Source organism: Streptomyces sp. NBC_01294 (genome assembly GCF_035917235.1).
Classification (GTDB): Bacteria; Actinomycetota; Actinomycetes; order Streptomycetales; family Streptomycetaceae; genus Streptomyces; species Streptomyces caledonius.
The window spans coordinates 147,990-169,903 of record NZ_CP108424.1 but is presented as its reverse complement, the minus strand read 5'-3'; the positions used below and the strand labels follow the sequence as shown (position 1 = coordinate 169,903).

Genomic DNA, 21,914 nt, shown 5'->3' with positions numbered 1-21,914 from the left:
CGCGAGCGGAACTCCCGAGCCGCAGAGAACAAACGCACCGAACGGCCGGAGGGGCGTTCGCGGCGATCACAGCCAAGTTCGCCGTCCCCGCGCGTCACGGACATTGCCTGTCCTACCTGCGGGGCCCGGCCCGGCGCACGTTGCACGACACCGGACGGCAACCCGCACCACCCCCGCGTGGCACAGTTCCGACGCCGGTTCTCCTCCCGCTGACCGCATCGTCGAACGCTGACAGAAAGGAACGTCCACGTGAGCCAGCACGCCATCGCGTACGTACACAGCAGGAACATCGCCGACGAGACGGCCCGGCGGGTGTTCCTGGCCGTGGCCGAGCAGAGCAAGGGGGAGGGCGACATCCTCGGCCTGAACCTGTGGGACGCCGACATTCCCGTGCTCGCCCAGCGGGCCGGCCTCGAGGCGGACGAGTTCCGCCGCCAGCTGCGCACCCTCAAGCAGCACGTGCGGATGGACGTCCTCGAACACTCCGACGGCCTGTGGGAGATCGTTTACGGGCCGACGTACACCCAGCCTCCCCGGTCCCGACCGGTGACCCCGGACGCGCTCCGGGCCGGTCCGCAGGCGTTCTGGATGCCGGGCTGGGACCACTACAGCACCTGGGGCTACGACGAAGGACTGGGCCGCCTGTACGCCCAGCTCTTCGCGAACCAGGACGACCCCGATGCCGCGCCCCGCATCTGGATCACCCCGCCCAGGTACCAGGTCCGCACCGTCGACGAACTCGCGGCGGCCATCGCCGAGGCCCTGACCCCGTATGTACCGGTGCCGGTGCCGGCCGAAGTCATCAAGTCCTGGCTGAGCACCCCGCCACACTGAGCGGGCCCAGGCGCCTTCTCCCGCCCGGTACGCCCCGCCATGGCCGACGCCGAGTGCGCCCTGCCCGCCGGCTCCCACCAGGCGCGGCGCGACATCCTCAACCGCCACCTCAACCGCGTTGGCGGCCGCCGCCGGTAGAGCCTCACGCTCCGACGAGGCGTCTCGCGATGCTGCCCACGTCGTAGCGGGTGGCAAGGGTCCACCGGGCTTCTTCCCCGCTCGAAGGAGACCGATGATCACTGGACTGCTGTCTCGCGCGCGCACCGCGCTCGGCCGGGGGCCCCGCAGCGGATCGCGCCGCTCCGGTCGACCTTGTCTGGGCGCGCCTGGACCGTCCGGCTGCCCGTCGCCTGGTGGAGGCTGCTGCCCGCAGCGAGCTCGCTCGGTTGGTCGGGTTCGCTGGTCGCGCCGATGCGCCGCAGGTCCTCGCTGACCGGATCGGCCGCCGCCTGGAGGACCAGATGCGGCTGGGCGGCCCGATCGCGGACCCGGTGGGCTGGCTGATCGGGCGGGCCCTGCCCCAGCGGCAGCAGTGCGGCGACGCCAGGTGTGACGACCGGGTGCTGCTGGACTCCGGCCAGGACTGCCCGTGGTGCGAGGACCGGCAGGCCGACCGCCGGGCCACCCGCCACGCGGTCGCGGCCGCTGTCGACGCCTCGATGCCCGGTACTTCGGAGGCGGCGCGCCGGGCGGCCACCGACCGGCAGCTGCACGAGACGGTGACCGCCGAGGCGTGGATGCGTGAGCACCGGTGGGCGCAGGTCCGCGAGCAGCAGGCGGCCGCCCAGGCCCGTGCCGAAGCCGCAGCCGCGCAGCCGGACTTCGATGTCCCAGCCGCGCCGGTGGCCCCGGTCGTGGTGCCCGCGCCGCGCCCGGCCGCCGACACCCCGGCTCCCGTCCCGGAGCGTGCCGGCGTCGACGAAGACCATGAGCTGGTCCTCGAGGACCTCACACGGGAGCAGGTCCTGGACTGGCGCGCCCGCGCGGCCGCCGACCACCAGATCGTCCACGACCACATAGCCCGGTACGGCGAGCACTCGGCACAGCGCCTGTTCACCCGGGCGTTCGTCGCGACCGTGCAACGCCTGTCCGGCCTTGGGCACCTGGACCTCGGCTACACGCCGTGGGGGCAGGCATGAGCAGCAGCGAGGTGTCCGGCGTGGACCTGGCGCGGGTCGCTCTGCGGGCCGCGATGGAGGCGGCGCGGAAGAACGGCAGCGGCCAGAAGGCGAAGTCGAAGCCGCGGCCGGTGCGTACCGTGCGGCGGGACGGGCGCGAGCCGATGGGCCTCGGCGCCGCGCTCGGCGCGCTGGTCACCGAGCGGGCCTGGACGCTCCCGGCCGCCGGCGCTTCCCTGTGCGAGCGGTGGGCGGCCATCGCCCCGACCTCACCAGGCATGTCACCGCCGTGGGCTTCGACCCGGACTCCGGCCAGCTCACCGTATGCCCGGAATCGTCGGCATGGGCGACGAAGGCACGCCTGGAGCAGGCCCGGGTCATCGCGGCCGCCAACGCTGCGGCGGGTCGTACGGTGGTGCGCGCCCTGCGGATCCTGCCGCCCGGCACCGTGCCCGCGCCCGATCCGGCCGACGTCGCCCCGGCAGCCCCGGCCGGTATCCCACGGATCCGGTGAAGACACGGGAGACGACGTGCGAGGGCTAACGCCGCGCACTCGCCGCACACCAGAAGGCCTTGGGACCGCGCCGGGGGTTGACACGGCCATCGCGGCAGCGGTGGAGCGACAGAACGCCGTGATGCGGGAGCTCAGCCAGTGGGCCTTTCCCAATCCGCAGGAGCTAGCCGACGAGCAGCCGGCGCCGATCGACTCTGCCGTCCTGCAGCGTCGCCACGAGTTCGCCGCCACCGAGGCCGCTGCCCTGCATCGGGCCCGAGCCGAACGCGCCCAGCGGTCCGGTGCGGCGGTCCTGCTCCCGCAGGACGTTCCGTTGCGGTCCTCGGCCTAACCCCGTTCGAGCCGCATTTCAGTGGGGTGTCCCACAGTCGGCGACGCCCCTTTATCCATGGGTAGTTGAGGGAGGTTCAGCGTGCAGACCGAGGTTCTTCGGGCGTTCCGGTTCGCGCTGGATCCCACTGCCGGGCAGGTGAAGGTGCTGCAGCGGCATGCGGGAGCGGCGCGGTGGGCGTTCAACCACGCGCTCGGGATGAAGAGGACCGCGCACGAGCGGTGGCGGTATGAAGTCCAGCAGCTCGTCGCGGTCGGCACCGAAGAGGCGGAGGCCCGCAAGAAGGTGCGGATCCCGATCCCGTCGAAGCCTGCAATCCAGAAACACCTCAACCAGATCAAAGGCGAATCACGGACCGGCGGTCTGCCGGAGAACGTACACGGGCCGGAGCGGCCCTGCCCGTGGTGGCACGAGGTGAACCGCGATCTCCTGCGGGGCCATCTCCGCTTGCGCGGGGAGCAGCTGACGCTACACCGCCTCATGTGCCCGGAGCAGGGTTCATCCCCGCGTGTGCGGGGAGCAGGCTGTCTGACCTGGCACTCTACGGCCGAGCACACCTTCGCCCGCATGAAGACCTGGAAGATCCTCCGCGACTGCCGCCTGAAAGGCGACGTGCGTCCACATGCTCGGCATCGCCCGCCTCCACAACCTCGCCCTGACCGGATAGCGGATCTATGCCGACGGCTGATGAGGAGCACGTCTGAGATCACTTGCGGGACAGCCCTTAGGGATTGCAGATCATCAAGGTGTTGCTTCCCGACCTGGGGCTCGTTGGTCTGGTATGCGCATCCCGGACGAGACCCGTGACCAACTCTCCGCGAAGTTCGCGGTGTTGTTCCCGCATCTGGACGAGCGGCAGCGACGGCTGTTGATGGGAACCGAGGCCCGGCTGCTGGGGCATGGCGGCATCCGCGCTGTCGCTCGGGCGGCCCAGGTCAGTGAGACGACGGTCCGCAATGGCGTGTTCGAGCTGGAATCCGGAGAGGAGCCGTTGGGGCGGGTCCGGCGTCCCGGCGGAGGACGCAAACGGGTCGCCGATCTGGATCCGGGTGTGCGGCCGGCACTGCTGGCGCTGGTCGAGCCCGATGAGAGAGGCGACCCGATGTCGCCTCTGCGGTGGACTGTGAAATCGACCCGTACGATCGCGGCGGAGCTGGCCCGGGCCGGGCACCGGATCAGCGCCGATACCGTGGGCGATCTGCTGCGGGAGGAAGGCTTCAGTCTTCAGGCCAACGCGAAGACGCTCGAGGGCAGTCAGCATCCGGACCGGGACACCCAGTTCCGCTACCTCAACGAGCAGGCCCGCAACCACCGGGACACCGGCCAGCCGGTCATCAGCGTCGACACCAAGAAGAAGGAACTCGTCGGCGAGTTCAAGAACAGCGGCCGCCAGTGGCGTCCCGCCAGCGAGCCTGTCCCGGTCAGCGTCCACGACTTCGCCGACCCACAGTTGGGCAAAGCCGTCCCCTACGGGATCTACGATCTGACCGCGAACACCGGCTGGGTCAACGTCGGCACCGATCACGACACCGCCGCGTTCGCCGTGGAATCGATCCGCCGCTGGTGGCTCGGCCAGGGCCAGGCTGCCTACCCGCAGGCGACACAGCTGCTGATCACCGCCGACGCCGGCGGATCCAACGGCTACCGCACCCGGGCCTGGAAGCTCGAGCTGGCCCAACTCGCCGCTGAAACCGGACTGACGATCACCGTGTGTCACCTACCACCAGGCACATCGAAGTGGAACAAGATCGAACACAGGCTGTTCTCGCACATCACCATGAACTGGAGTGGCCGCCCGCTGACCAGCCACGAAGTCATCGTGCAGTCGATCGCCGCGACCACCACCCGCACCGGACTGCGCGTGAGGGCCGAACTCGACACCAACACCTACCCGACCGGAGTCCGCATCAAAGACGCGGAGATGGCCGCCCTGCCGCTGACCCGGCACGCGTTCCAGGGCGCCTGGAACTATGCACTGCACCCCCAGCCATCACCCGTAATCCCGGCGGCCCGGACCCCGCAGACGCCGGATCCGGAGTGGGACCAGGCCTTGCTCTCCGATCCCGCACTGACCGGGATGACCCGCCGGCAACTGAACGACCTCACCGAGACCCTGGCCCCGGACGGGGATATCCGGCGCGGCCGCCCGCCCCGGCTGACCTTCCCCGACCAGATCCTGGCCACCGTGCTTCACCTACGGGCCGCCCTGGCCGCGGAACCCCTCGCCGTGCTGTTCGCCACCAGCCGCACCGCGATGCACCGCACCCTCCTGAAGAACCGGCGCCTGCTCGAGACACACGGCATCACCATCCCACCGGCGACAACCCCACCCACGGCCCTCGCCGCCCTTCAGGCCCGGGTCCAGGCACAGACCTGCGAAGACAACAAGATCAAAACAACGTGTTAATGATCTGCAATCCCTTAGCGGGCCGGTTCCCCCAGTTCGTGGAGGAGTGGCCGCGGTCGATTACGTGGCCGACGTGGTCAAGGTGCCAGCCGATGCAGCTCAACATGCTGCGAAACGTACTCCAAATAGTTGACATAAAATCCGCCACGCACCTAATTCTGACTTGCGCAGTCGTGGACTCTGCACGATTGACATCAGGATCGAGTGTAGGTGGAGCTTGGTAGGTGCCAGAGGGGTTTGCGAACGACCCCCGCATGACGGACCCGGCCCCGCTGCGTTCCTCCACGCCCGCAAGATGGCCAAATGATGGCGCCTTGGCCTCGTGCGCCCATCTACGGATCCAAGGCCACTCAACACTGAGGAGGGCAGTATGGGCTGCGACTGTGCAAGTAAGTGCCCCGGGTCGGATCACTGCGCATGCATCAAAGATCTCAAATCAGGGGTCTGCACCTGTGACTGCAACGCCACCGGGGTTCACTTGCTTATGGCGGTAGAACAGAAGCTGAATCCTGACGCACTGATTGACCTGACGGTGAAGGGTGCGGACCTGGCCTCGCTGGGAAGACTCTTCGCTTCCGTGAGTACAGCTGAGGTCGCCGTCCCAGCAATGGAATTGGACAAGAGTGTCACGCTGAGCTTGAAAGAGGTCCGTCTTGATGAGGCAGCGCAGCAGGCTGGACTGATCCTTCGGGCCCCCGACCGGCAGGCCACGTCCGATTGAGTCCTCGCACCAGTGACATGCAAGCGCCGGTCCCGTGTTGGGCGACTCGGCGCCTGCTCGCCCGCCCGTCATTAGCTCAACGTCTCCCGGTGCGAGATGCTCCCGCGTCCGTACGAGGCGGACGGGGTGCCGCCAGCAGACGTGATCGACGGTGGTGTCTCCCTCGAATTCAACCGCGAGATCGGGCGTTACGAGTACAGCGTCCAGTGCGTTTTGACTGCCCCAGGTGGCCGTAAAGCGGACCCCGCCCCAGGGTGGTCGGGTGCTCCAGCGACCAGGCGATGGCCTCAAGGGTGCGGCGGCGGTCGGCCCACCATCGTCCACGGACCGGATCGGCCGGCATCAGCGGCTCGATCCGGTCTCTCCCAGCGGTAGCTGGGGGAGACATGGGCTCGACCGGCAAGATCCGAAAGACATCCTGCGGATCATCGGCTCCATCCACACCGGCGCCGTCCGCGCCCACGACGTGATCCGGATGCTGTCACGCGAGGGCCGCCCGACCCCGCTCGCGACGCGATCGCGCACTACGGGCGGATCGTGAAGACCCTGCACATCCTGCGCCTGGCCGACGAGCCCGGCTACCGCCGCTAGATCAAGGTGCAGGCCAACCTCCAGGAGGGCCGTCACGCGCTCGCGCGGAAGATCTTCCACGGCCGGGCCGGGCAGCTCTACCAGCGCTACCAGGACGGCATGGAGGACCAGATCGGCGCGCTCGGCCTGGTCCTGAACGCCGTGGTGCTGTGGACGACCCGGTACATCGACGCCGCCGTTGCGCAGCTGCGCGCCGAAGGCCACGAGATCCGCGACGAGGACATCGCACGGCTGTCCCCGCTGAAGCACCGCAATCTCAACGTGCTGGGCCGCTACAGCTTCACCGCATCCGTCCCAGCCGGCGGCAGCCTGCGGCCGTTGCGTGACCCAGACACGGCCGGTCTCGATGACGACGAGGACGGCGTGGAGGACTGAATACACCTGAGAGCCACCGCCACATCCTCGTAAATGTCATGAACGGCTCAGGCGCGGTACTCAGGCCAGCTCACAGCGGTCAGTCCAAGGTATGCCTCGTCCTTCCGGGTGATGTCAGGGCCAATAGTCGGGGCAAGCACAGCCTTCGGCGTAGGCGTCGCTCTAACGTGCGGCTATGCAGAGCACACTGGCCAAGATCCCGGGTGCGGGGCCACGATCGACGACGGAGGCGCGTTGGCAGCTCTGACCCGGATTCCGTTGGACGGCGGGGGTTGCATTCTGGTCGAGCAGCCAGCCGAGTGGGACGGGCCGGTGAAAGCTGGCCGTATCGGTGACGCCGTACGCGAGTTGCCGGTGACTCTGGAAGGGGCCCTGGAGCCGGTCACGGAGGCTGTCCGCGCCACCCTCGGCCAGCTACGCAGGGCCGGCCCAGATCAGGTCACTGTCGAGTTCGGCGTCGACCTGGCGGTCGAGGCCGGGGCCGTGATCACCAAGAGCCAGGCCGGCTGTCACCTGAAGGTGACCGTTTCCTGGCAGGGTGACGGCTCCGGTCACCCTCGCGCAGGCACGGGTACGGACTGATCCCGGTGACTGGCACGGAGAAGGAACCGGCTGACGGCACTGCATCAGACCTGCTCACCGCCATGGTCCAGGTGCTCCGGCCGGATGGAGCGGTGGCCGGGGCGGGGTTCCTGGTGTCCGACAAGGTCGTGGTCACCTGCGCGCACGTCGTCGAAGCGGCCGGAGGCCGGCCGGGGGCTGCGGTGCAGGTGGCCTTCCCTCATGTGAGGGGTGTGGGTCAGGTGGAGGGCCAGGTCCCGGGCGAGCTGTGGCGAGCCACCCAAGACGAGGACGTGGCCTTCATCCGTCTGAGTAGCATGCCGGCTGGGGCGCGGGTGCTGCCGTTGGGCTCCGCGGAGGGGTGCCGGGGTCACCAGGTGCGCTCGTTCGGATTCCCCGCGCAGGCCCCGCCGGAAGGACACTTCGGCTTCGGCGTGGCCGGCGATCTACTGCCGGGCTCGGGCAGCCGGAGTGCGCACCTGCAGCTCACCGCAGCCAACGATCTCACCACCGGGTTCAGCGGCGGGCCCGTGCTCGACGAGGTGACCGGCCTGGTCATCGGCATGCTCACGGAGATCGCCGCGCCCGACGAGTTCGGAAAGGGGCAGGGCGTCGCGTATGTCACTCCGACACAGGTACTGCGGGGGATCCTGCCCGAGCTGGTGGAGCGGGAAGTATGCCCGTACCGGGGACTGGAGCCGTTCACCGCGGAGCACGCCCGGTGGTTCCAGGGCCGGCAGGAGGCGGTACGGCAGGTCGTGACGAACCTGGCACAGCAGCGGCGGCTGACGCTGCTGCTGGGGCCGTCGGGGTCGGGCAAATCGTCGCTGATCCAAGCGGGGGTTCTGCGGGAGCTGACGGAGGGGGAACTGCCGGGGAGTGATCGGTGGCTGGTGCTGATCGCACGGCCGAGGCAGGACCTGGCGGCAGAGATCGAACGTGCAGGGCTGCCGGGAGCCATCACCGAGGGCATCGCCGGGGCGGTCACCCGTCGGCTGGCAGCCGAGCCCGACCATCAGCGCATCCTGCTGATCATCGACCAGTTCGAAGAGCTCTTCATCCAGACAGCCGACGGCCACCGGCGGAACCAGCAGTCCGTCGCGGACCAGATCGCCGCAGCGGTCGACTCACATACCGCGCTCAGCGTGATCCTGGTCATGCGGGACGACTTCTATCCCCAGCTGGCCGCCCTGGCACCAGGGCTGCTGAAAGCAGCGACCTCGGGGCTCCTCAATGTTCCGGGCACCTTGAACCAGCGGGACCTGAACGACATCATCACCCTCCCGGCCCGGGACGTGGGTCTCCATTTCCAACCAGGACTGCCTGAGCGGATCGTCTCCGACGTCCTGGCCACCAATCCCGAGGAAGCGCCCACCCAACAGGCACCCGTTACGGTGCTCCCCCTGCTGGAGCTGACACTCAGCCAGCTGTGGGTCCGGCGCCAGAACGGCCACCTCACCCATGAGTCCTACCGTCGCCTCGGAGCGGTCAGCGGGAGCCTGACCACCTGGTGCGACAGCGCCCTCAACGAACTACCGCCCGATCAGCAGCTCATCGCGCGACGCATCCTGACCTCACTGGTGAGACCCGCCGACCGCAGACGCCGTGTCCCGGCCGTCCGTGCCCAAGTCCCCCTCGACGAACTGCGCGACCTGGCGGCGGGCCCCGACGGTGCACCCGATGGCGACGTCGACACCGTCCTGGCCGCCCTCGCCCGTCATCGCATCATCACTACACAGACGCTGCGCGACCCCCAACGCCCCGATGCGCCTCCCGGGGAGCCGGTAGCCGAACTGATCCATGATGCGCTCATCCGTGACTGGGGAACATTAAGCGAGTGGGTCAGGCAGGATCACCGTTTCCACGACTGGCTCGAACGGACCCGTGAACGGCATGCCAGCTACGCCGAGAAGGGAGATCCAGGAGACCTGCTCGGGGGAACAGCGCTCGCGGAAGGGCTGGAATGGGCGCGGCAACGCCGGCTGCCGGGCGAAATCTCAGCCTTCATCATGGGCAGCAAGCAGCGACAACAGGCGGCTATCCGACGTACCAGGCGCCTCAACACAGCGCTGGCGACGCTGGTGGTCGTCATGCTCCTGGCACTCCTCGCCGGAGGGGCCGCCGTGTGGCAGTGGCGGACGGCGGCCGTCCAGCGCCAAGCAGCACAGTCCCGGCAATTTGCCATCCAGGCTGACACTCTCATTGATACCAACCCTGAACTCGCCTCGCTGCTGGCCATCGAGGCATATCGAACCAGCAGCACTGCAGAGTCCATCGCAAGCCTGCAAACCGCTGCAGGTCCCTCACGGCGCCGCCCTTTGACCGGGCACTCCGGCGCAGTGAATTCGGTGATGTTCAGCCCGAAAAAGGGTCAGACCTTCGCCACCGCCAGCAGCGACCGCACCGTACGGCTGTGGGACGGGGACACAGGCAAGACCCACGGTGTCCTGCCCAAACAAGCAGGTGCGGTGCTGTCAGTGGCCTTCAGCCGTGATGGAACCCTCGCCACTGCCGGCAAGGACGGCACCGTACAGCTGTGGGACGTGGACCCAGTCAAGTCCCGCGCTGTCCTGCCCAAACAAGCAGTTGCGGTGCTGGCAGTGGCGTTCAGCCCTGATGGATCGACCCTCGCTACCGGAAGCGCCGACAGCACGGTACGACTGTGGGACCGTGCCACAGGCAAGATCCGCGCCACCCTTACCGGGCATACGGACGCGGTGCAGTCCGTGGCGTTCAGCCCCGACGGACGCACCCTCGCTACCGGAAGCACCGACAGCACGGTACGACTGTGGGACCGTGCCACAGCCGAGATCCGCGCCACCCTTACCGGGCATACGGACGCGGTGCAGTCCGTGGCGTTCAGCCCCGACGGACGCACCCTCGCTACCGGAAGCACCGACAGCACGGTACGACTGTGGGAGGTCGCCACAGGCAGGTCCCGGACCCGCTTCGCCCTGACCGGGCACACGGACGCAGTCCAGTCCGTGGCGTTCAGCCCCGATGGAAAATCCCTCGCCACCGCCAGCACCGACAAGACTGCCCGGCTATGGGACGTGCCCACCGGCACGTCCCGCGCAACCCTCGTTGGGCACACGGCCGCAGTCTGGTCGGTGGCGTTCAGCCCTGACGGGCGCAGCCTCGCCACCGCCAGCGCCGATCGCACCGTACAACTGCGGGGCGTGGTCGTTCTCTCCTCCTCCGCGGCAATCCAGCAGATCTGCCGCACAGTCAAACGCGACTTCACCCCAGAGGAACGAGAGGCATACCATCCAAGCCGAGGGCCCGTATGCCCAACCTCTGGTAGCGGCTGAAACGGATCTGGACCGAGCAGTGGGAGTCGCGCCCCTGCTGCAGTCCCCGCCCGTACGAGACCGCCTCGGTCGAGGACGTACGGAGCAGGGCGCGCGAGCTCGCCGCCTCGCGCCCGACGACGGTGGCCGCCTGGACGCCGATGCCGCCCTCGCCGCGTACAACAAACGCCGCCGCCCGCCGATGGACATCCACCGCCGCCACCGGCCCGTCAACGGCGGCTCCACCCACCTCCGTCCCGGCGAAACCCGGGTCCTGGAGGAGTGGAGCGTGTTCGCATACGAACCCGTCGGGACCGCCCCCAACCTCGCAGCGGCCCAGGAGTGGCTGCACGAACTCCAGATCCGCAACGGCCCGGCCGCGTGACAACTCTTGGTGAAGGTTGTCACGGGCCTTGACCCCGGATTTTGAACACGTCTATGCGGCTTGGGCCAGGGTAGTTGCTGTTGGTTGGGAGTCGTTCTCGTAGGCGATCGGGGACCGCTGACCGAGGCGGGAGTGCCGGCGTCGGGTGTTGTATCGGGTCAGCCAGCAGAAGGCGTCGAGCCGGGCCTCGCGCTCGCTGGACCAGCCTTTGCGGCCTTTGAGAGTCTCCCTCTTGAGGGCGGCGTTGAAGCTTTCCGCGGCGGCGTTGTCCGCGCTGGACCCGACCGCGCCCATGCTCTGCCGAACCCCTGCTGACCTGCAGATTTCGGCGAAGGCCCGACTCGTATATTGAGACCCGTGGTCCGTGTGCATGATCGCTCCATCGAGACTGCCGCGGGTTCGCTCGGCGGCCGCCAGGGCGTCGATGACGAGCTCGGTTCGCATGTGATCGGCGATCGCCCACCCGGCCAGCCGGCGGGAGGCGAGGTCGATTACGGTCGCGAGATAGAGCGGTTTCGCGCCGCTGACCGGCAGGTATGTGATGTCGCCGACGTACTTCGTGTTCACCGCGGCCGCGGTGAAGTCACGGCCGATCAGATCCGGCGTCTTCGGCGCTGTCTGGTCCGCGAGGGTGGTGCGGTGCCGGCGGAGCAGACGGACTCCCTCGAGCCCGATGGTCCGCATGATCCTCGCGACGCGTTTGTGGTTGACCACCGGGCCGCCCTCGTCGCGGAGTTCGGCTGTGATCCTGGGGGCTCCGTAGGTGCCGTCGGAGTCCTGGTGGACCTTGCGCATCCAGGCTGCGAGCCCGGCCTCGGCAATCTGCCGGGCCGCCCTTGCCGCTGCGGTGCGGCGCCAGTAGTAGAAGCTCGAGCGAGAGATTCCCAGCAGTGAGCACAGCCGCGTGACGCCGAACCGGCGCTGGTGATCTTCAACGAACTGGCAGCGGTTCACCAGCGCGTCTCCGTCGCGAAATACCGGGCCGCCTTGCGGAGAATGTCGCGCTCTTCCTCCAGCTCGCGGATCCTCTTCAGAGCTGCGGCCAACTCCGCCTGCACGTCGTCACCGCTGGCTTGCGAAGCGGCCGGCTGTGTCGAGTGGGAGCCGGGGCGGCGCCTGTCGGCGGCCCGGATCCAGTTCCGCAGCGTCTCGGTGTTCACCCCGAGATCGCCGGCGACGGACTTGATCGTCGCTCCTGGCCGTGACCGGTACAACGCGACCGCGTCCGCCTTGAACTCGGCGGGGTAGTGCTTCATCCCCACGGGGACTCCGTTCTCCTGGACCATCAAGATCCAAGTCTCTCCGGTGTCCAAAATCCGGGGTCAAGGCCCGATCCGGAGGTTCACCGACTTCTGCACCGGTTCGCCACCTGGCACCAGATGCGGCGCCTTCGAGCCAAGGCAGAGAAGGGACCATTGGGACGCTCACCGACCCACGAGGCCAAACAGCAGGTCACCCAGGCCGGCGCTTTCCTCATCTGGCTCCTCGACCGCGGCAGGACTCTCGATCACTGCCAGCAAGCCGATCTCGACGCCTGGCACACCGAGAAGTACGCCACCCGACGCCCGGCCCAGGTCTTCCTCCGCTGGTGCATGGAAGCCGGCACGATGCCACGACTCGTCCTGCCAACCCACATCGTCAAGCAGGACCAAACCCCGATGCACCAGCACCGGCGTCTCACCTTGCTCCGGCGTGTCCTGAACGATGACAGCCCCCCCCCCCGCTGCGGAGCCGAGTCGCCGCCGCACTCGTCCTGCTCTACGCCCAACCAGTCAGCCGGATCGTCCGCCTCACCACCGAAGACATCGTCGACGACGGCACCACAGTCACAGTTCGGCTCGGCGATCCACCATCCCCGCTGCCAGCTCCCGTTGCCGACCTCATGCGTTGCTACCTCGCAGAACACCCGAACCTCGCCTACGCGAGCAGCCGGAGTTCCGGTTGGCTGTTCCCCGGCCGCCAAGCCGGACAGCCCATGCACCAGACGAGCCTGCAGGACCGCCTTCGTGACATCGGCATCCCACCCCAGCGGGGCCGCGCCTCCTCGATCCGCCAGCTCGTCCTCCAGGCCCCCGCCCCCGTCATCGCGAAGGCGTTCGGATACCACGACAAGACCACCACGCATCTGGTCACCGAAGCCGGTGGAACCTGGAGCCGATACGCCCCTGGTGATCACAAGCGGTGATCGCCGGAAGAGGTTCGGCCCACGCCTCACACCACCGATGCCCGGAAAGGGTCAGTGGGAATGATCCCCGCCTCGTCGAAGAGTTGCTCCAACGCTTCATGACCCTGGTGCCTGCGAAACTCGATTTCGGCGGCTGTCACGGGCAAGGTCCACAGGATGCGGGCGTGGCCCCCGGGCAGCGGACAGTGCTCAAGGTCCGGTCCGTGGTGATAGGGCAGGCTGATCAGCAGGTGGTCGCAGGTCGAGCCCGGAACCCATGGTTCACCGATCGGCATGCTGTGCTCCAGATCGAGTTGATGCCCACCGCAGTGGTAGTAGGCGATCATGGCCATGAGGTCGATGAACCGCTGGTCGCGAACGTGGGCAGTCATGACGAACTCAAGCCCGTGGCCGTCCTTCTCCATCGCGGCCCAGCACCCGGCGGTTACGTAAGCCCAGCTGTCGCTGCGGGGACCGGGGCTCACAACGAGCACTCGCAGTTCGGGCACGACCTCGCGCCGTTCCGGCCCAAGGTCGTAGACGACGACCTCCACGGAATGCCCCTCGAAAAACGCCCGGACATGTGACTCAACGGCCTCCGCGGCCAGCAGCCTCGCATCACTCACCGCGTGATCATGCCAGACCTCAGCCAACCGGCCCGACTGCTTACCCAGCGTCATGACTCGTGGGCATCAGCCACGAATACGCGACACTTCAACATGCGCCCTTACCAGTCCCGAGGGCCTATCCGCAGGCCGGTCGCAGCCTTCTAGGCGAGAGAGGCAGCGGTTCGCCAGCTGGTACGGCTCGCCCTTCGCGTCGGGCCACTGCGTCTCGCGAGAGGGTCCGAAGGGACCGAATCAGGCAACCGTCGGCGCGGACGCCGACAGCCCGCGCTGCGAGCGGACGGTCTTCCTGCCGACCTGCCGCGGCGCGATCGTGCGGGGGTCCACTGCCTCGCCCGGCGCGCCTTCCTTGTACAGGCCGTGCGGCTCGGCATCCCGGTCGTGCGGCAGCAGGTAGAACACCCGCCGCTTCTGCAGGCCGCTGTCGGGGTCCGCCTCCGCGGTGTCGCCGAGCTCGGCGAAGCCGATCATGCGCCCGTCACGGTGGTAACGCGGCTTCCCTCGGCGCCGGGGGGTCTTGTCCAGGGCCTGGCGGACGTAATCGAGTTCTGCGGGGTCCTCTAGCCACACCACTTTGTCCTCGTGGGTGAGATCGCTTGCCGTCAGTAGCGAGCTCATGGCCTGGATCCTTCCTCGTTCACGTCGGCCCTTACGGGCCCTCGATTCCTCCACGCCGCGAGCGGCGCCGATGCCGATGGCGATATGCGGCAGCGCTCGGTGGGCCACCGCCGGATGGTGGGTCTGTTCATCTTCCTTGTCCATCGTAGGCGTGCCTACCCCGGGGCGGCAGCACACATCGGCCGATCACGTCGCGTTTGCCCGGTTGCGTGGTGCGGTGTCTACTCCTCGTCGGCCAAGAGAGCCAGACCGGGGTAGAACTTCTGCCCGTTCGAGCGCAGCATCTCACCGGGTGAGGCCACACCGACCTCCGCGCGGATGCGTGTGGCGAACGCGCGGGTCGTGGCCGGGCGCAGGCCCTCGCCGTCCTGGCACCAGGCACTGTAAGCCCGGTAGAGGGCTCCCTGCTCCACTTTCAGATCTCGTGAATCGGGCAGGTCCGCCCCAGTGGTGCAGCATTCCACAAGGAACCGTCCGATGTGGTCCTCGGTGGTGGCGTAGGCCTGGGTGGCGGTGCGGACAACGCTGGGCCCGGTCAGGGCCGGCTTGGTCGCGAGGTAGGCCTTGGCTCCCTGGATCATCCAGTGCAGAATGCCCGGGCCCTCCTCCTGGACGAGTGCTTCCGCCAGGTTGTCGATCTTACGGTGGTCGGGTACGACCCGCTCGAAGGGGATCAGCCGGATCCGCCGCCAGAAGGCGTGGCCGCCGGTGCCGACCTCCGGGCGGTGGTTGCCGAGCAGCCACAGCTTGTGGGTGGGCTCGAAGCTGAAGAAGTCCTGCCGCATGCGGCGCGCCTTGAGGCGGTCACCGCCGGTGAGGAGCTTGACGCGGGCCTCGTCGAACTTGTCGTGCGGCTTGAGCTCGCTGCACACGAACAGGCGGCGCCCGTGGAGCTCCGTCAGCTCGGTGGAGTGCTCGTTGAACTTGCCGCGCTCCATGAGGAATCCGGGCGGGGCGACGTCCGCGTAGTCGCCGAGGATCTTGATGACGACGTCGAGGAGGGCCGACTTGCCGTTGGCGCCGACGCCATACAGGAAGGGCAGGACCTGGCCGCCGACGTCGCCGGTGATGGAGTAGCCGAGCAGGAGATGAAGGAAGTTGATCATCTCCTTGCCCTTGCCGTCGTCGCCGAAGGTCTGGTGGAGGAAGTCGTGGAACCTCGGGGTGTGCATGGCCTCGGGGGCCAGGTACGTGGCGCGGGAGTGTAGGTCCCGGGTGGGGTCGGGCTTGTGCAGGTCGCCGGTGCGCAGGTCCACGACGCCCGCAGGGGTGCACAGGGCGTACTTGTCGCCGTCGAGGGAGTCTGGGTCCAGGGCGAGTTCGGGGGAGGCCTTGGCCTGGGCGAGCATCGCCTTCACGCCCGAGGTGGACATGGCGCGCCTGCGGTGCTGGGCCAGTTCCCGGTCGGTGAAGACGCCGCGCGGGTCGTGGCCGGGTAGTTCCTCTGCCATCTCGCCGGCGGCCCAGATCGCGGCCTTCTCGCCACCGGTGCGCTTCCACCGGTACTCGTTCCACACGTACCAGCCCAGTCCCTCGACGTGGCGGAACCGGTCATGGTGGAGGTGCGCGAACAGCTTGGCGTTGCCGCGGTCGGTGAGGTTGCGCAGCAGTCCGACGGAGATGAAGTCGCCTGCGGCGGTCGCTGCCGGGGTCGCGGTCTGCTGCGCGGGCAGGCGGCGCTGGTCGCCCCGTCGGCCGGGCTTGGCCGTGTCGGTGGGCGGGGCGACCGCGGGGGTGTCGGCGGAGCTGTCCGTGGTGAACGCGGCGAGCTGTTCCGCCGCGGCCTGGGCGTTGAACCCCCTGCTTCCGGCATTGCTCATGGGCGTTCCTCGGTGTGGATGGGTCGGTTTCTTCCGGCGCACAGCCCTGTTTCGACGATGAGGCGGTTCCGGCGCGGCTGGTGGGGGCGTGCGTGGTCGGCGGCTTCGAGGAGCAGCCGGCGGCACTCCTCCGGGTCGAAGTGGCCCGTGGCCGCCAGTCCTCCTGCGGTGAACGCCGCTCGGTTGAGCTTCTCGCTGAACGCCGCCCCGGCAGGTCTGGTGGCGCAGGCTCGCACCTCGTCGACGAGCGGGGTCAGGATGCGTTCTGCGGCCTGCGTGCGCCCCTGAGACCGAACGCGCGGGAGCTGACGGGCCGCCACAGGGCCGCCGGGGGGCATTGCGGGGGAGTCCTCGACCAAGTGCCCGGTGCGGGCGAGTTCGGTCGTCAGCCACAGCGGCAGGGGGGCGGGGAGCCGCGCTCCGGGCAGCGCCTCGTACACACCGGCGGCCGTGCGTGTCGCGGGCGCCACGATGTATCCGCCGACCGCACGGACGTCGACCTGCCAGGCGAGCGCGACCTTGGGGCTCGATCCGCTGGAGGACCGGAAGCGCGGACCGTCCTTGGGCGCCCGATACCAGACGTGCATGCCTCCGGAGGGCGTACGGACGCGCAGGGTCGACCTGTCCTCGCACGGATTGGGCCGCGAACGGTACGCCGCCAGCAGCGCGAGGGTGTCGAAGCCGCTCTGCAGTCCGGTCAGGTCCACCCTGTCGTCGACGGGGATGCCCGGCAGCAGCCGCCTGCGGTCGGGCAGCGGGCCCGGGTGGTTGTCGACGTCGATGGCCACGAGCCGGGCCGGGCCACAGGAGACACCCGCACCGAACCCGGGCTCCGACTCCCACCATCGCAGCACCGTGGGCACGTCCGTGGTGGCGGCGTGGAAGCCGTGGCACCAGCGGCCCAGGGCGTGGCAGGGGCATTCTTGCGGGGGGTGCCGGCCGTCGCGGCATTTGGGGCAGTTCGGGGCGGGAGTCTTTGTCCCCGGCGCCAGCGGGTGCACGGGGTGGCCCTTCCGGGCCAGCCAGATGGCCACGTCCCGCGCCGTCCTGCCACTTTCACGATGTGGCAGGCTCTGGGAATGGACGGGCACTGGCTCTTCCTTGACGCATCGTGAGCGGCGGCTGCTTCGGTCCCGGGGCGGTTCTCCACGGAGCACCTTGACCTGTGCCTCAGGGACCAGAGGGACTGAAGATTCACTATGCCGGAGGCTACCCCAGAGACCGCCACAGGCAGGGATGCAATCTCCGCTGTATCAGAAGTTCAGTCCCTTCAGTCCCTCGGTCCCTGATCTTTTTCCAACAGGTTCGTCCGGGTAGGCCCTTCTCTGAGGTCCGTTCGCACCCGGGCGTGTCGCAGCGGCATCCGGTACCGGGCAAGGTTCGGGGCCCTGCGCCGCCCGTCGCCTCAAGGTCGCCGCAGCCCCTCTGAGACGAACCCGCCAGGCGGTGGCCGTCCCCCTCCCGCGTCGGGTCCCCCCCAGCAGTCGGAACGACAGTCCGTCGGTCTCGCGCGCTATGACTCGGTCCCTTCCGCTCCAGGGTCTGAATCTGCCGGATTCGCGTTCAGTCCCTGGTCGTTGAGTCCCTGGAGAAAACCGCAGGTCACAGCCCTGCGTATCGAGCCTCAGGGACTGAAGGGACTTGGAATCACTATTCCAGCCTTTACGTGTGTGCGTGTATGCGCGCACGTAAGTAGTCAGTAGGTATTACTGCAAGTAGCGTGGGCAGCTCATAACTAGAGATTTGAGTCCCTTCGGTCCCTCTCGGTCCCTGCCGGAGCCGCTGACCTGCAGGTTTCTTCAGTGACCGAAGGCGCAGGGACTCAAGGGTGCCCACCGGGCTTCAGTCCCCCCGAGCCGGGGAGGGAGTACCGAGGGAGGGGGCGGCCCAGGTTCCTGAAAGTAGGAACAGGGCCTGAATGACCGTCACGCATTCCTCCGCAGTATTCGACGCGGGCCGGAATCGGGACCGTCGCTCACAAACACCTGGAGGGGACCAAGATCATCTCTTCCTGTCCAGGGCCACCCGCCCTGCCGGGAGTTCGAGCGTGCCCGCTGCAGGAAACCGCAGGCGCTGACCGCGACAGAGCCGGGCCCCTATTTCGTCCTGCCGGACGAGCCCCGGGACGTCCGGCCCGTCCGGCAGGGTTCGCCGCTCGGTGGTCCTGACCCCTTGGGCGTCGAAGAGACGGCCGATGAACTCCTGCCGGAGGGCGGTGGGGTGGCGCAGGGTGGCGTCGGACCGGTAGATCCACGCCCACCGTCCGAGCCCGCGACGCGTCAGCTGCCACTGCGCGCATCCGTCCGTTACGTGACGGCCTTGTCGTCGTCCGGCAGCCGCCCGGTGCGCCCCTCGATGATGGGGGAGAGAGCACTGCGGGAGGCACGCCAGGAGCCGGGCAGCCAGCAGGAGGTGCGGAGCGGAGGTCGGCCGTCACCGGGGACACCAGCGGCGTCGGCGGTGCCACTTCCGCGGCCGGGGCGACAGCAGCCCCCGGAACGTCGGCCGGGGAGGGGGCAGAGGCAGAGCCTTCCGGCTCGGGCAAGCGCTCGACCGGACCCTCGAGCAGCCGGGCGTACGCGGCACGCTTCGGTGGGCGCGGCTCGATCTAGCGAGTACCGGTGGCCCGTTTCCTCGGCGAGGGCACGGGCCACCGGGATCATGGCGGCGGGGCCTCGGCTCAGCGCAGTGGGTGGTGCAGCCTCCGCACCGTAGCGCCGCCGCCCGCACCGGCGTTGCCGGCGGCACCCGGGAGCGGTTCGGCCGTCATTGCCTGGCTCTTGCCGGTCAGGGCGATCTGGTAGATCTGCGCCAGCACCCCCCACGGCGTGTGCATCGGAGCGTCACTCACCTCGGAGGCCCAGCCGGTGTCCGCGCGTGCCACGACGGTCACCCGCGACGGACGGTCAGGGGGAGCGAGCGGGCGCCGAACAGCCCCTCGCGGTGGAAGTCGTACGGCGCGCCCGGAGTGACCCTGATGTCCTCGAACCGGTCCAGCAGCATCTCCAGGGCGATCCGACCCTCCAGGCGGGCCAGCGGGCCGCCGAGGCAGTAGTGGATGCCGTGGCCGAAGGCCAACTGCGGGTTGGGGCTGCGCTTGGGGTCGAAGACCTCCGGGTCCGGGACGTGCCGCTCGTCGTGATTGGCCGAGAGCAGGGACGCCATGACCATCCGGTCCTTCGGGATGGTCACCCCGCCGACGACGACCTCCCCGGTGGTGACCCGGGCCGCGACCGTGATCGGGGGCCGCATCCGCAGGACCTCCTCGATGACGCCCGAGAGCAGGGCGCGGTCGGCCCGCAGCGCGGCGGCGGTCTCGGGGTTCTCCTCCAGGCAGAGCACCGTGTTGCCGAGCAGCATCGACGTGGAAACGTGCCCGGCCATCAGCAGCAGCGCGCCGAACTCGACGATCTGGCGGTCCGTCAGCTTCTCGCCGGCGATCTCCGCGGTCACCAGTCGGGACAGCAGGTCGTCGCCCGGCGTCTCGCGGCGGGCGTCGACGTGCCGTTGGAGGTAGGCGTGCATCTCCTTGAGCGGCTCCTTGACCAGCCGCTCGTAGTCCTCGCCCGCCTCGTCCCCGAACTGCATCTCGACGGCGTCGTCGACCTGCATCGAGAGCATCCGGTCGGACCAACCGCGGAACAGCTCGCGGTCCTCGGCCGGGACGCCCAGCAGCTCGGCGATCACGATCACGGGGAGCGGGTAGGCGAAGTCGCCGACCAGGTCGAACTCGCTGCCCTCGACCTTCTCCAGCAGCTGGCCGGCGAGTTCGGTGACGCGAGGCTCCAGGTCGGCCACCGTGCGCAGGGTGAACGCCTGGCTGACGAGGCCGCGCAGTTTGCGGTGGAGCGGCGGGTCGATGACGGAGAGGATCTCCTCACTGAGCGCGCTGGAGTCCGGGCGCAGTCGGCTCAGGTCGGAGGAGAAGACGGCGGGGTCGGAGGTCACCGCCAGGACGTCGCTGTGGCGGTAGACGTGAAACACACCGTACTGGTCCTCGTGGACGGGGTGTTCGTCACGCATCGTCCGCAGCCAGGCGAGCATCGCCTTGCCGCCGTCCGCCATGGACGGTGGTGCGGGAGGGGTCTGCTGGGCCATTGTCGGCTCCTTCGGTGCAGGGGGCTGGCGGTGCGCTGGGGGTGGGAGATGTCCGGTACGGGGGCCGGGGCAGGGCGGCCTCGGGCACGGGCACGGGTCACATGCGCGGGGCACAGTGTGCGGGTGCGGTCCCGCGGCTGCTCAGGTGCGGTCGACGGCCATGGCGGCCGTGTTCGCCGCGGTGTCGGCGTCCGTGTGCGCGCCGGTCAGGGCATACGGGTCGAGGGCGTCGGCGGGGTGGTGCTCGATCTGGAGCCGCAGGCCGAGGTCGTGCTCGGCCGCGATCTCCAGCAGCACCTCCATCGCCAGGTGGTCCTCCAGCGCGAAGCCGGTCGAGTCGAAGACCGTCAGTCGGCTGCGCAGAGCGTCGGCGGCCGCCGGATCGGCGCAGAGCTCGCCGAGGCCGAGCCCGATCTCGTGCGGCTCCAACTGCTGGCACTCGCCCTCGTGGCGGGCCTGCTCGGGGTGGTCGGGGCTGACGTAGGCCCGCCGCAGCAGGTCGAGCGGCAGCTCGGTCTTGCCGACCAGGTCGGCGCCGATGGCGTTGACGTGCAGGTGGGGGCGGAACACGGCGTCGGCCGGGAGGACGGGCCCGCCGCCGACCGGGACGGTGGTGGCGGTGCAGATGATGTCGGCCTCGGCCGCGATCCGGTGCGGTTCGGCGACCTGCACGTCGAGTCCGAGGAACGCCACCCGGTCGGCGAGGCTCGCAGCATGCGATGGGTCGGTGTCCCAGGTGAGCACCCGCTCGATGGGAAAGACGCGGGTGAGGGCGTGGAGCTGGGTCACCGACTGGGCGCCGGACCCTATGAGTCCGACCACGCGGCTGTCCGGTGCGGCCAGCAGCCGGCTGGCGACGGCGCTCGCCGCGCCCGTACGGATCGCGGTGAGCAGCACGCCGTCGATCAGCGCGGTCAGCGAGCCGGTCGTGTCGTCGAAGCGGGCGACCGTGCCGATGATGGTCGGCAGGCCGAACCGCCCCGGGTTGGCGGGGCTGTAGCCGACGGCCTTCAGGGTGATGCTGTCGCCGGCTTCGCGGTGCGGCATCCACTCCCAGATACCCGGGACCGGTTCCTCGCGGTTGAATCCGCCGCGCTGCGGGGAGAGCGCGCGGCGGCCCCGGCCGACCTCGGCGAGGCCCTCGGTGAGGCGGTCGATGACGCGGTCCATCAGGGCGTCGCGGCCCACGCTCTCCACAGCTCGTGTCACGTCGCGCTCGCTCAGGACCCAGGTCTCCATCAAACGCTCCCAGAGTTTCTCGTCGGCCGGCGCTTCGGGCCCCGGCCGGAGGCTGAGCGGACATCGTCGGAGGGCCTGTTGACACGCGCCTGACACCACTGACGGGGCTGGGAGCCCCCGCGACGCCGTCAGCCGGCTCAGCGCCGTGTCAACGGGCCTGCCGAGACTCGCCGGGCACCCATGCCGGCGCCCGCCCGAGGGCGCCGGACCCTTGGTGAGCAC

The 21,914-nt window shown here is 69.1% G+C and carries 19 protein-coding genes and 3 pseudogenes; 13 read left to right on the top strand and 9 right to left on the bottom strand.

Annotation, left to right across the window (positions count from 1 at the left end; genetic code table 11):
• The first annotated feature begins 249 nt into the window (after window positions 1-249).
• From OG534_RS37925 to OG534_RS37870, 12 genes and pseudogenes are all read left to right on the top strand, one after another.
• On the top strand, window positions 250-834 hold the full coding sequence (locus tag OG534_RS37925) for a hypothetical protein (protein ID WP_326594198.1): 585 nt from the start codon (window positions 250-252) through the stop codon (window positions 832-834).
• Window positions 835-1,187: 353 nt separating this feature from the next.
• Window positions 1,188-1,973, top strand: coding sequence for a hypothetical protein (locus OG534_RS37920; protein ID WP_326594196.1), 786 nt, complete (start codon window positions 1,188-1,190; stop codon window positions 1,971-1,973).
• 226 nt (window positions 1,974-2,199) lie between these two features.
• On the top strand, window positions 2,200-2,466 hold the full coding sequence (locus tag OG534_RS37915; protein WP_326594195.1) for a DciA family protein: 267 nt from the start codon (window positions 2,200-2,202) through the stop codon (window positions 2,464-2,466).
• Window positions 2,467-2,566: 100 nt separating this feature from the next.
• Entirely contained in the window at window positions 2,567-2,797 is a 231-nt protein-coding gene (locus OG534_RS37910; RefSeq protein ID WP_326594194.1) for a hypothetical protein, read from the top strand.
• An 81-nt stretch (window positions 2,798-2,878) separates the two neighbouring features.
• A pseudogene (locus OG534_RS37905) lies at window positions 2,879-3,007 on the top strand (helix-turn-helix domain-containing protein); the annotation flags it as partial.
• 339 nt (window positions 3,008-3,346) lie between these two features.
• Window positions 3,347-3,464: pseudogene (locus OG534_RS37900) on the top strand (IS5/IS1182 family transposase); the annotation flags it as partial.
• 114 nt (window positions 3,465-3,578) lie between these two features.
• A complete protein-coding gene (locus OG534_RS37895; protein WP_326594192.1) occupies window positions 3,579-5,204 on the top strand; it encodes an ISAzo13 family transposase in 1,626 nt (541 codons plus the stop codon).
• A gap of 484 nt (window positions 5,205-5,688) precedes the next feature.
• Complete coding sequence (locus OG534_RS37890) at window positions 5,689-5,925, top strand: hypothetical protein (protein WP_326594191.1); 237 nt, start codon at window positions 5,689-5,691, stop codon at window positions 5,923-5,925.
• A gap of 412 nt (window positions 5,926-6,337) precedes the next feature.
• Window positions 6,338-6,891, top strand: a pseudogene (locus OG534_RS37885) (Tn3 family transposase); the annotation flags it as partial.
• Window positions 6,892-7,203: 312 nt separating this feature from the next.
• Window positions 7,204-7,473 (top strand): CU044_2847 family protein, encoded by a 270-nt coding sequence (locus OG534_RS37880; protein ID WP_326594190.1) that lies wholly within the window; start codon window positions 7,204-7,206, stop codon window positions 7,471-7,473.
• Between the two features lie 5 nt (window positions 7,474-7,478).
• Entirely contained in the window at window positions 7,479-10,763 is a 3,285-nt protein-coding gene (locus OG534_RS37875; protein WP_326594188.1) for an nSTAND1 domain-containing NTPase, read from the top strand.
• Between the two features lie 19 nt (window positions 10,764-10,782).
• Window positions 10,783-11,127, top strand: a complete 345-nt coding sequence (locus OG534_RS37870) for a hypothetical protein (protein WP_326594187.1) — start codon at window positions 10,783-10,785, stop codon at window positions 11,125-11,127.
• 51 nt (window positions 11,128-11,178) lie between these two features.
• On the opposite strand, the gene OG534_RS37865 is transcribed toward OG534_RS37870, so the two are convergent.
• A protein-coding gene (locus OG534_RS37865; protein ID WP_442807273.1) for an IS3 family transposase occupies window positions 11,179-12,389 on the bottom strand; the annotation gives its coding sequence in 2 pieces (ribosomal slippage) (window positions 11,179-12,095 and window positions 12,095-12,389; 1,212 coding nt in all).
• Between the two features lie 162 nt (window positions 12,390-12,551).
• Entirely contained in the window at window positions 12,552-12,797 is a 246-nt protein-coding gene (locus OG534_RS37860) for a hypothetical protein (protein ID WP_326594183.1), read from the bottom strand.
• A 305-nt stretch (window positions 12,798-13,102) separates the two neighbouring features.
• Here OG534_RS37860 and OG534_RS37855 point away from each other — a divergent pair, with 305 nt between their 5' ends.
• On the top strand, window positions 13,103-13,312 hold the full coding sequence (locus OG534_RS37855; RefSeq protein WP_326594182.1) for a hypothetical protein: 210 nt from the start codon (window positions 13,103-13,105) through the stop codon (window positions 13,310-13,312).
• A gap of 26 nt (window positions 13,313-13,338) precedes the next feature.
• Here OG534_RS37855 and OG534_RS37850 read toward each other — a convergent pair whose 3' ends face one another.
• The 7 genes from OG534_RS37850 to OG534_RS37820 all read right to left on the bottom strand — a co-directional run bounded on the left by OG534_RS37850 (window position 13,339) and on the right by OG534_RS37820 (window position 21,692).
• Complete coding sequence (locus OG534_RS37850; RefSeq protein ID WP_326594348.1) at window positions 13,339-13,917, bottom strand: suppressor of fused domain protein; 579 nt, start codon at window positions 13,915-13,917, stop codon at window positions 13,339-13,341.
• 234 nt (window positions 13,918-14,151) lie between these two features.
• Window positions 14,152-14,535, bottom strand: a complete 384-nt coding sequence (locus OG534_RS37845; protein WP_326594347.1) for a DUF6009 family protein — start codon at window positions 14,533-14,535, stop codon at window positions 14,152-14,154.
• A 221-nt stretch (window positions 14,536-14,756) separates the two neighbouring features.
• On the bottom strand, window positions 14,757-16,355 hold the full coding sequence (locus OG534_RS37840) for a DNA primase family protein (RefSeq protein ID WP_326594181.1): 1,599 nt from the start codon (window positions 16,353-16,355) through the stop codon (window positions 14,757-14,759).
• Window positions 16,352-17,389 carry a bifunctional DNA primase/polymerase gene (locus OG534_RS37835; protein WP_326594180.1) on the bottom strand — a complete coding sequence of 346 codons (1,038 nt, stop codon included), beginning with the start codon at window positions 17,387-17,389 and terminating at the stop codon, window positions 16,352-16,354. Before OG534_RS37835 ends, OG534_RS37840 begins: the two co-directional genes overlap by 4 nt.
• 1,646 nt (window positions 17,390-19,035) lie before the next feature.
• Window positions 19,036-19,239: a hypothetical protein gene (locus OG534_RS37830; protein WP_326594179.1), complete on the bottom strand. Its 204-nt coding sequence runs from the start codon at window positions 19,237-19,239 to the stop codon at window positions 19,036-19,038.
• Between the two features lie 5 nt (window positions 19,240-19,244).
• Window positions 19,245-20,453 (bottom strand): cytochrome P450, encoded by a 1,209-nt coding sequence (locus OG534_RS37825; protein ID WP_326594177.1) that lies wholly within the window; start codon window positions 20,451-20,453, stop codon window positions 19,245-19,247.
• Between the two features lie 141 nt (window positions 20,454-20,594).
• Window positions 20,595-21,692: an ornithine cyclodeaminase family protein gene (locus OG534_RS37820; RefSeq protein WP_326594176.1), complete on the bottom strand. Its 1,098-nt coding sequence runs from the start codon at window positions 21,690-21,692 to the stop codon at window positions 20,595-20,597.
• Between the last annotated feature and the right edge of the window lie 222 nt (window positions 21,693-21,914).

Coding starts and splice junctions, on each gene's coding strand:
- OG534_RS37840 (WP_326594181.1), bottom strand. CDS start 16,355: ATGAGCAATGCCGGAAGCAGGGGGTTCAACGCCCAGGCCGCGGCGGAA.
- OG534_RS37845 (WP_326594347.1), bottom strand. CDS start 14,535: ATGAGCTCGCTACTGACGGCAAGCGATCTCACCCACGAGGACAAAGTG.
- OG534_RS37890 (WP_326594191.1), top strand. CDS start 5,689: ATGGCGGTAGAACAGAAGCTGAATCCTGACGCACTGATTGACCTGACG.
- OG534_RS37855 (WP_326594182.1), top strand. CDS start 13,103: ATGCACCAGACGAGCCTGCAGGACCGCCTTCGTGACATCGGCATCCCA.
- OG534_RS37825 (WP_326594177.1), bottom strand. CDS start 20,453: ATGGCCCAGCAGACCCCTCCCGCACCACCGTCCATGGCGGACGGCGGC.
- OG534_RS37820 (WP_326594176.1), bottom strand. CDS start 21,692: ATGGAGACCTGGGTCCTGAGCGAGCGCGACGTGACACGAGCTGTGGAG.
- OG534_RS37895 (WP_326594192.1), top strand. CDS start 3,579: ATGCGCATCCCGGACGAGACCCGTGACCAACTCTCCGCGAAGTTCGCG.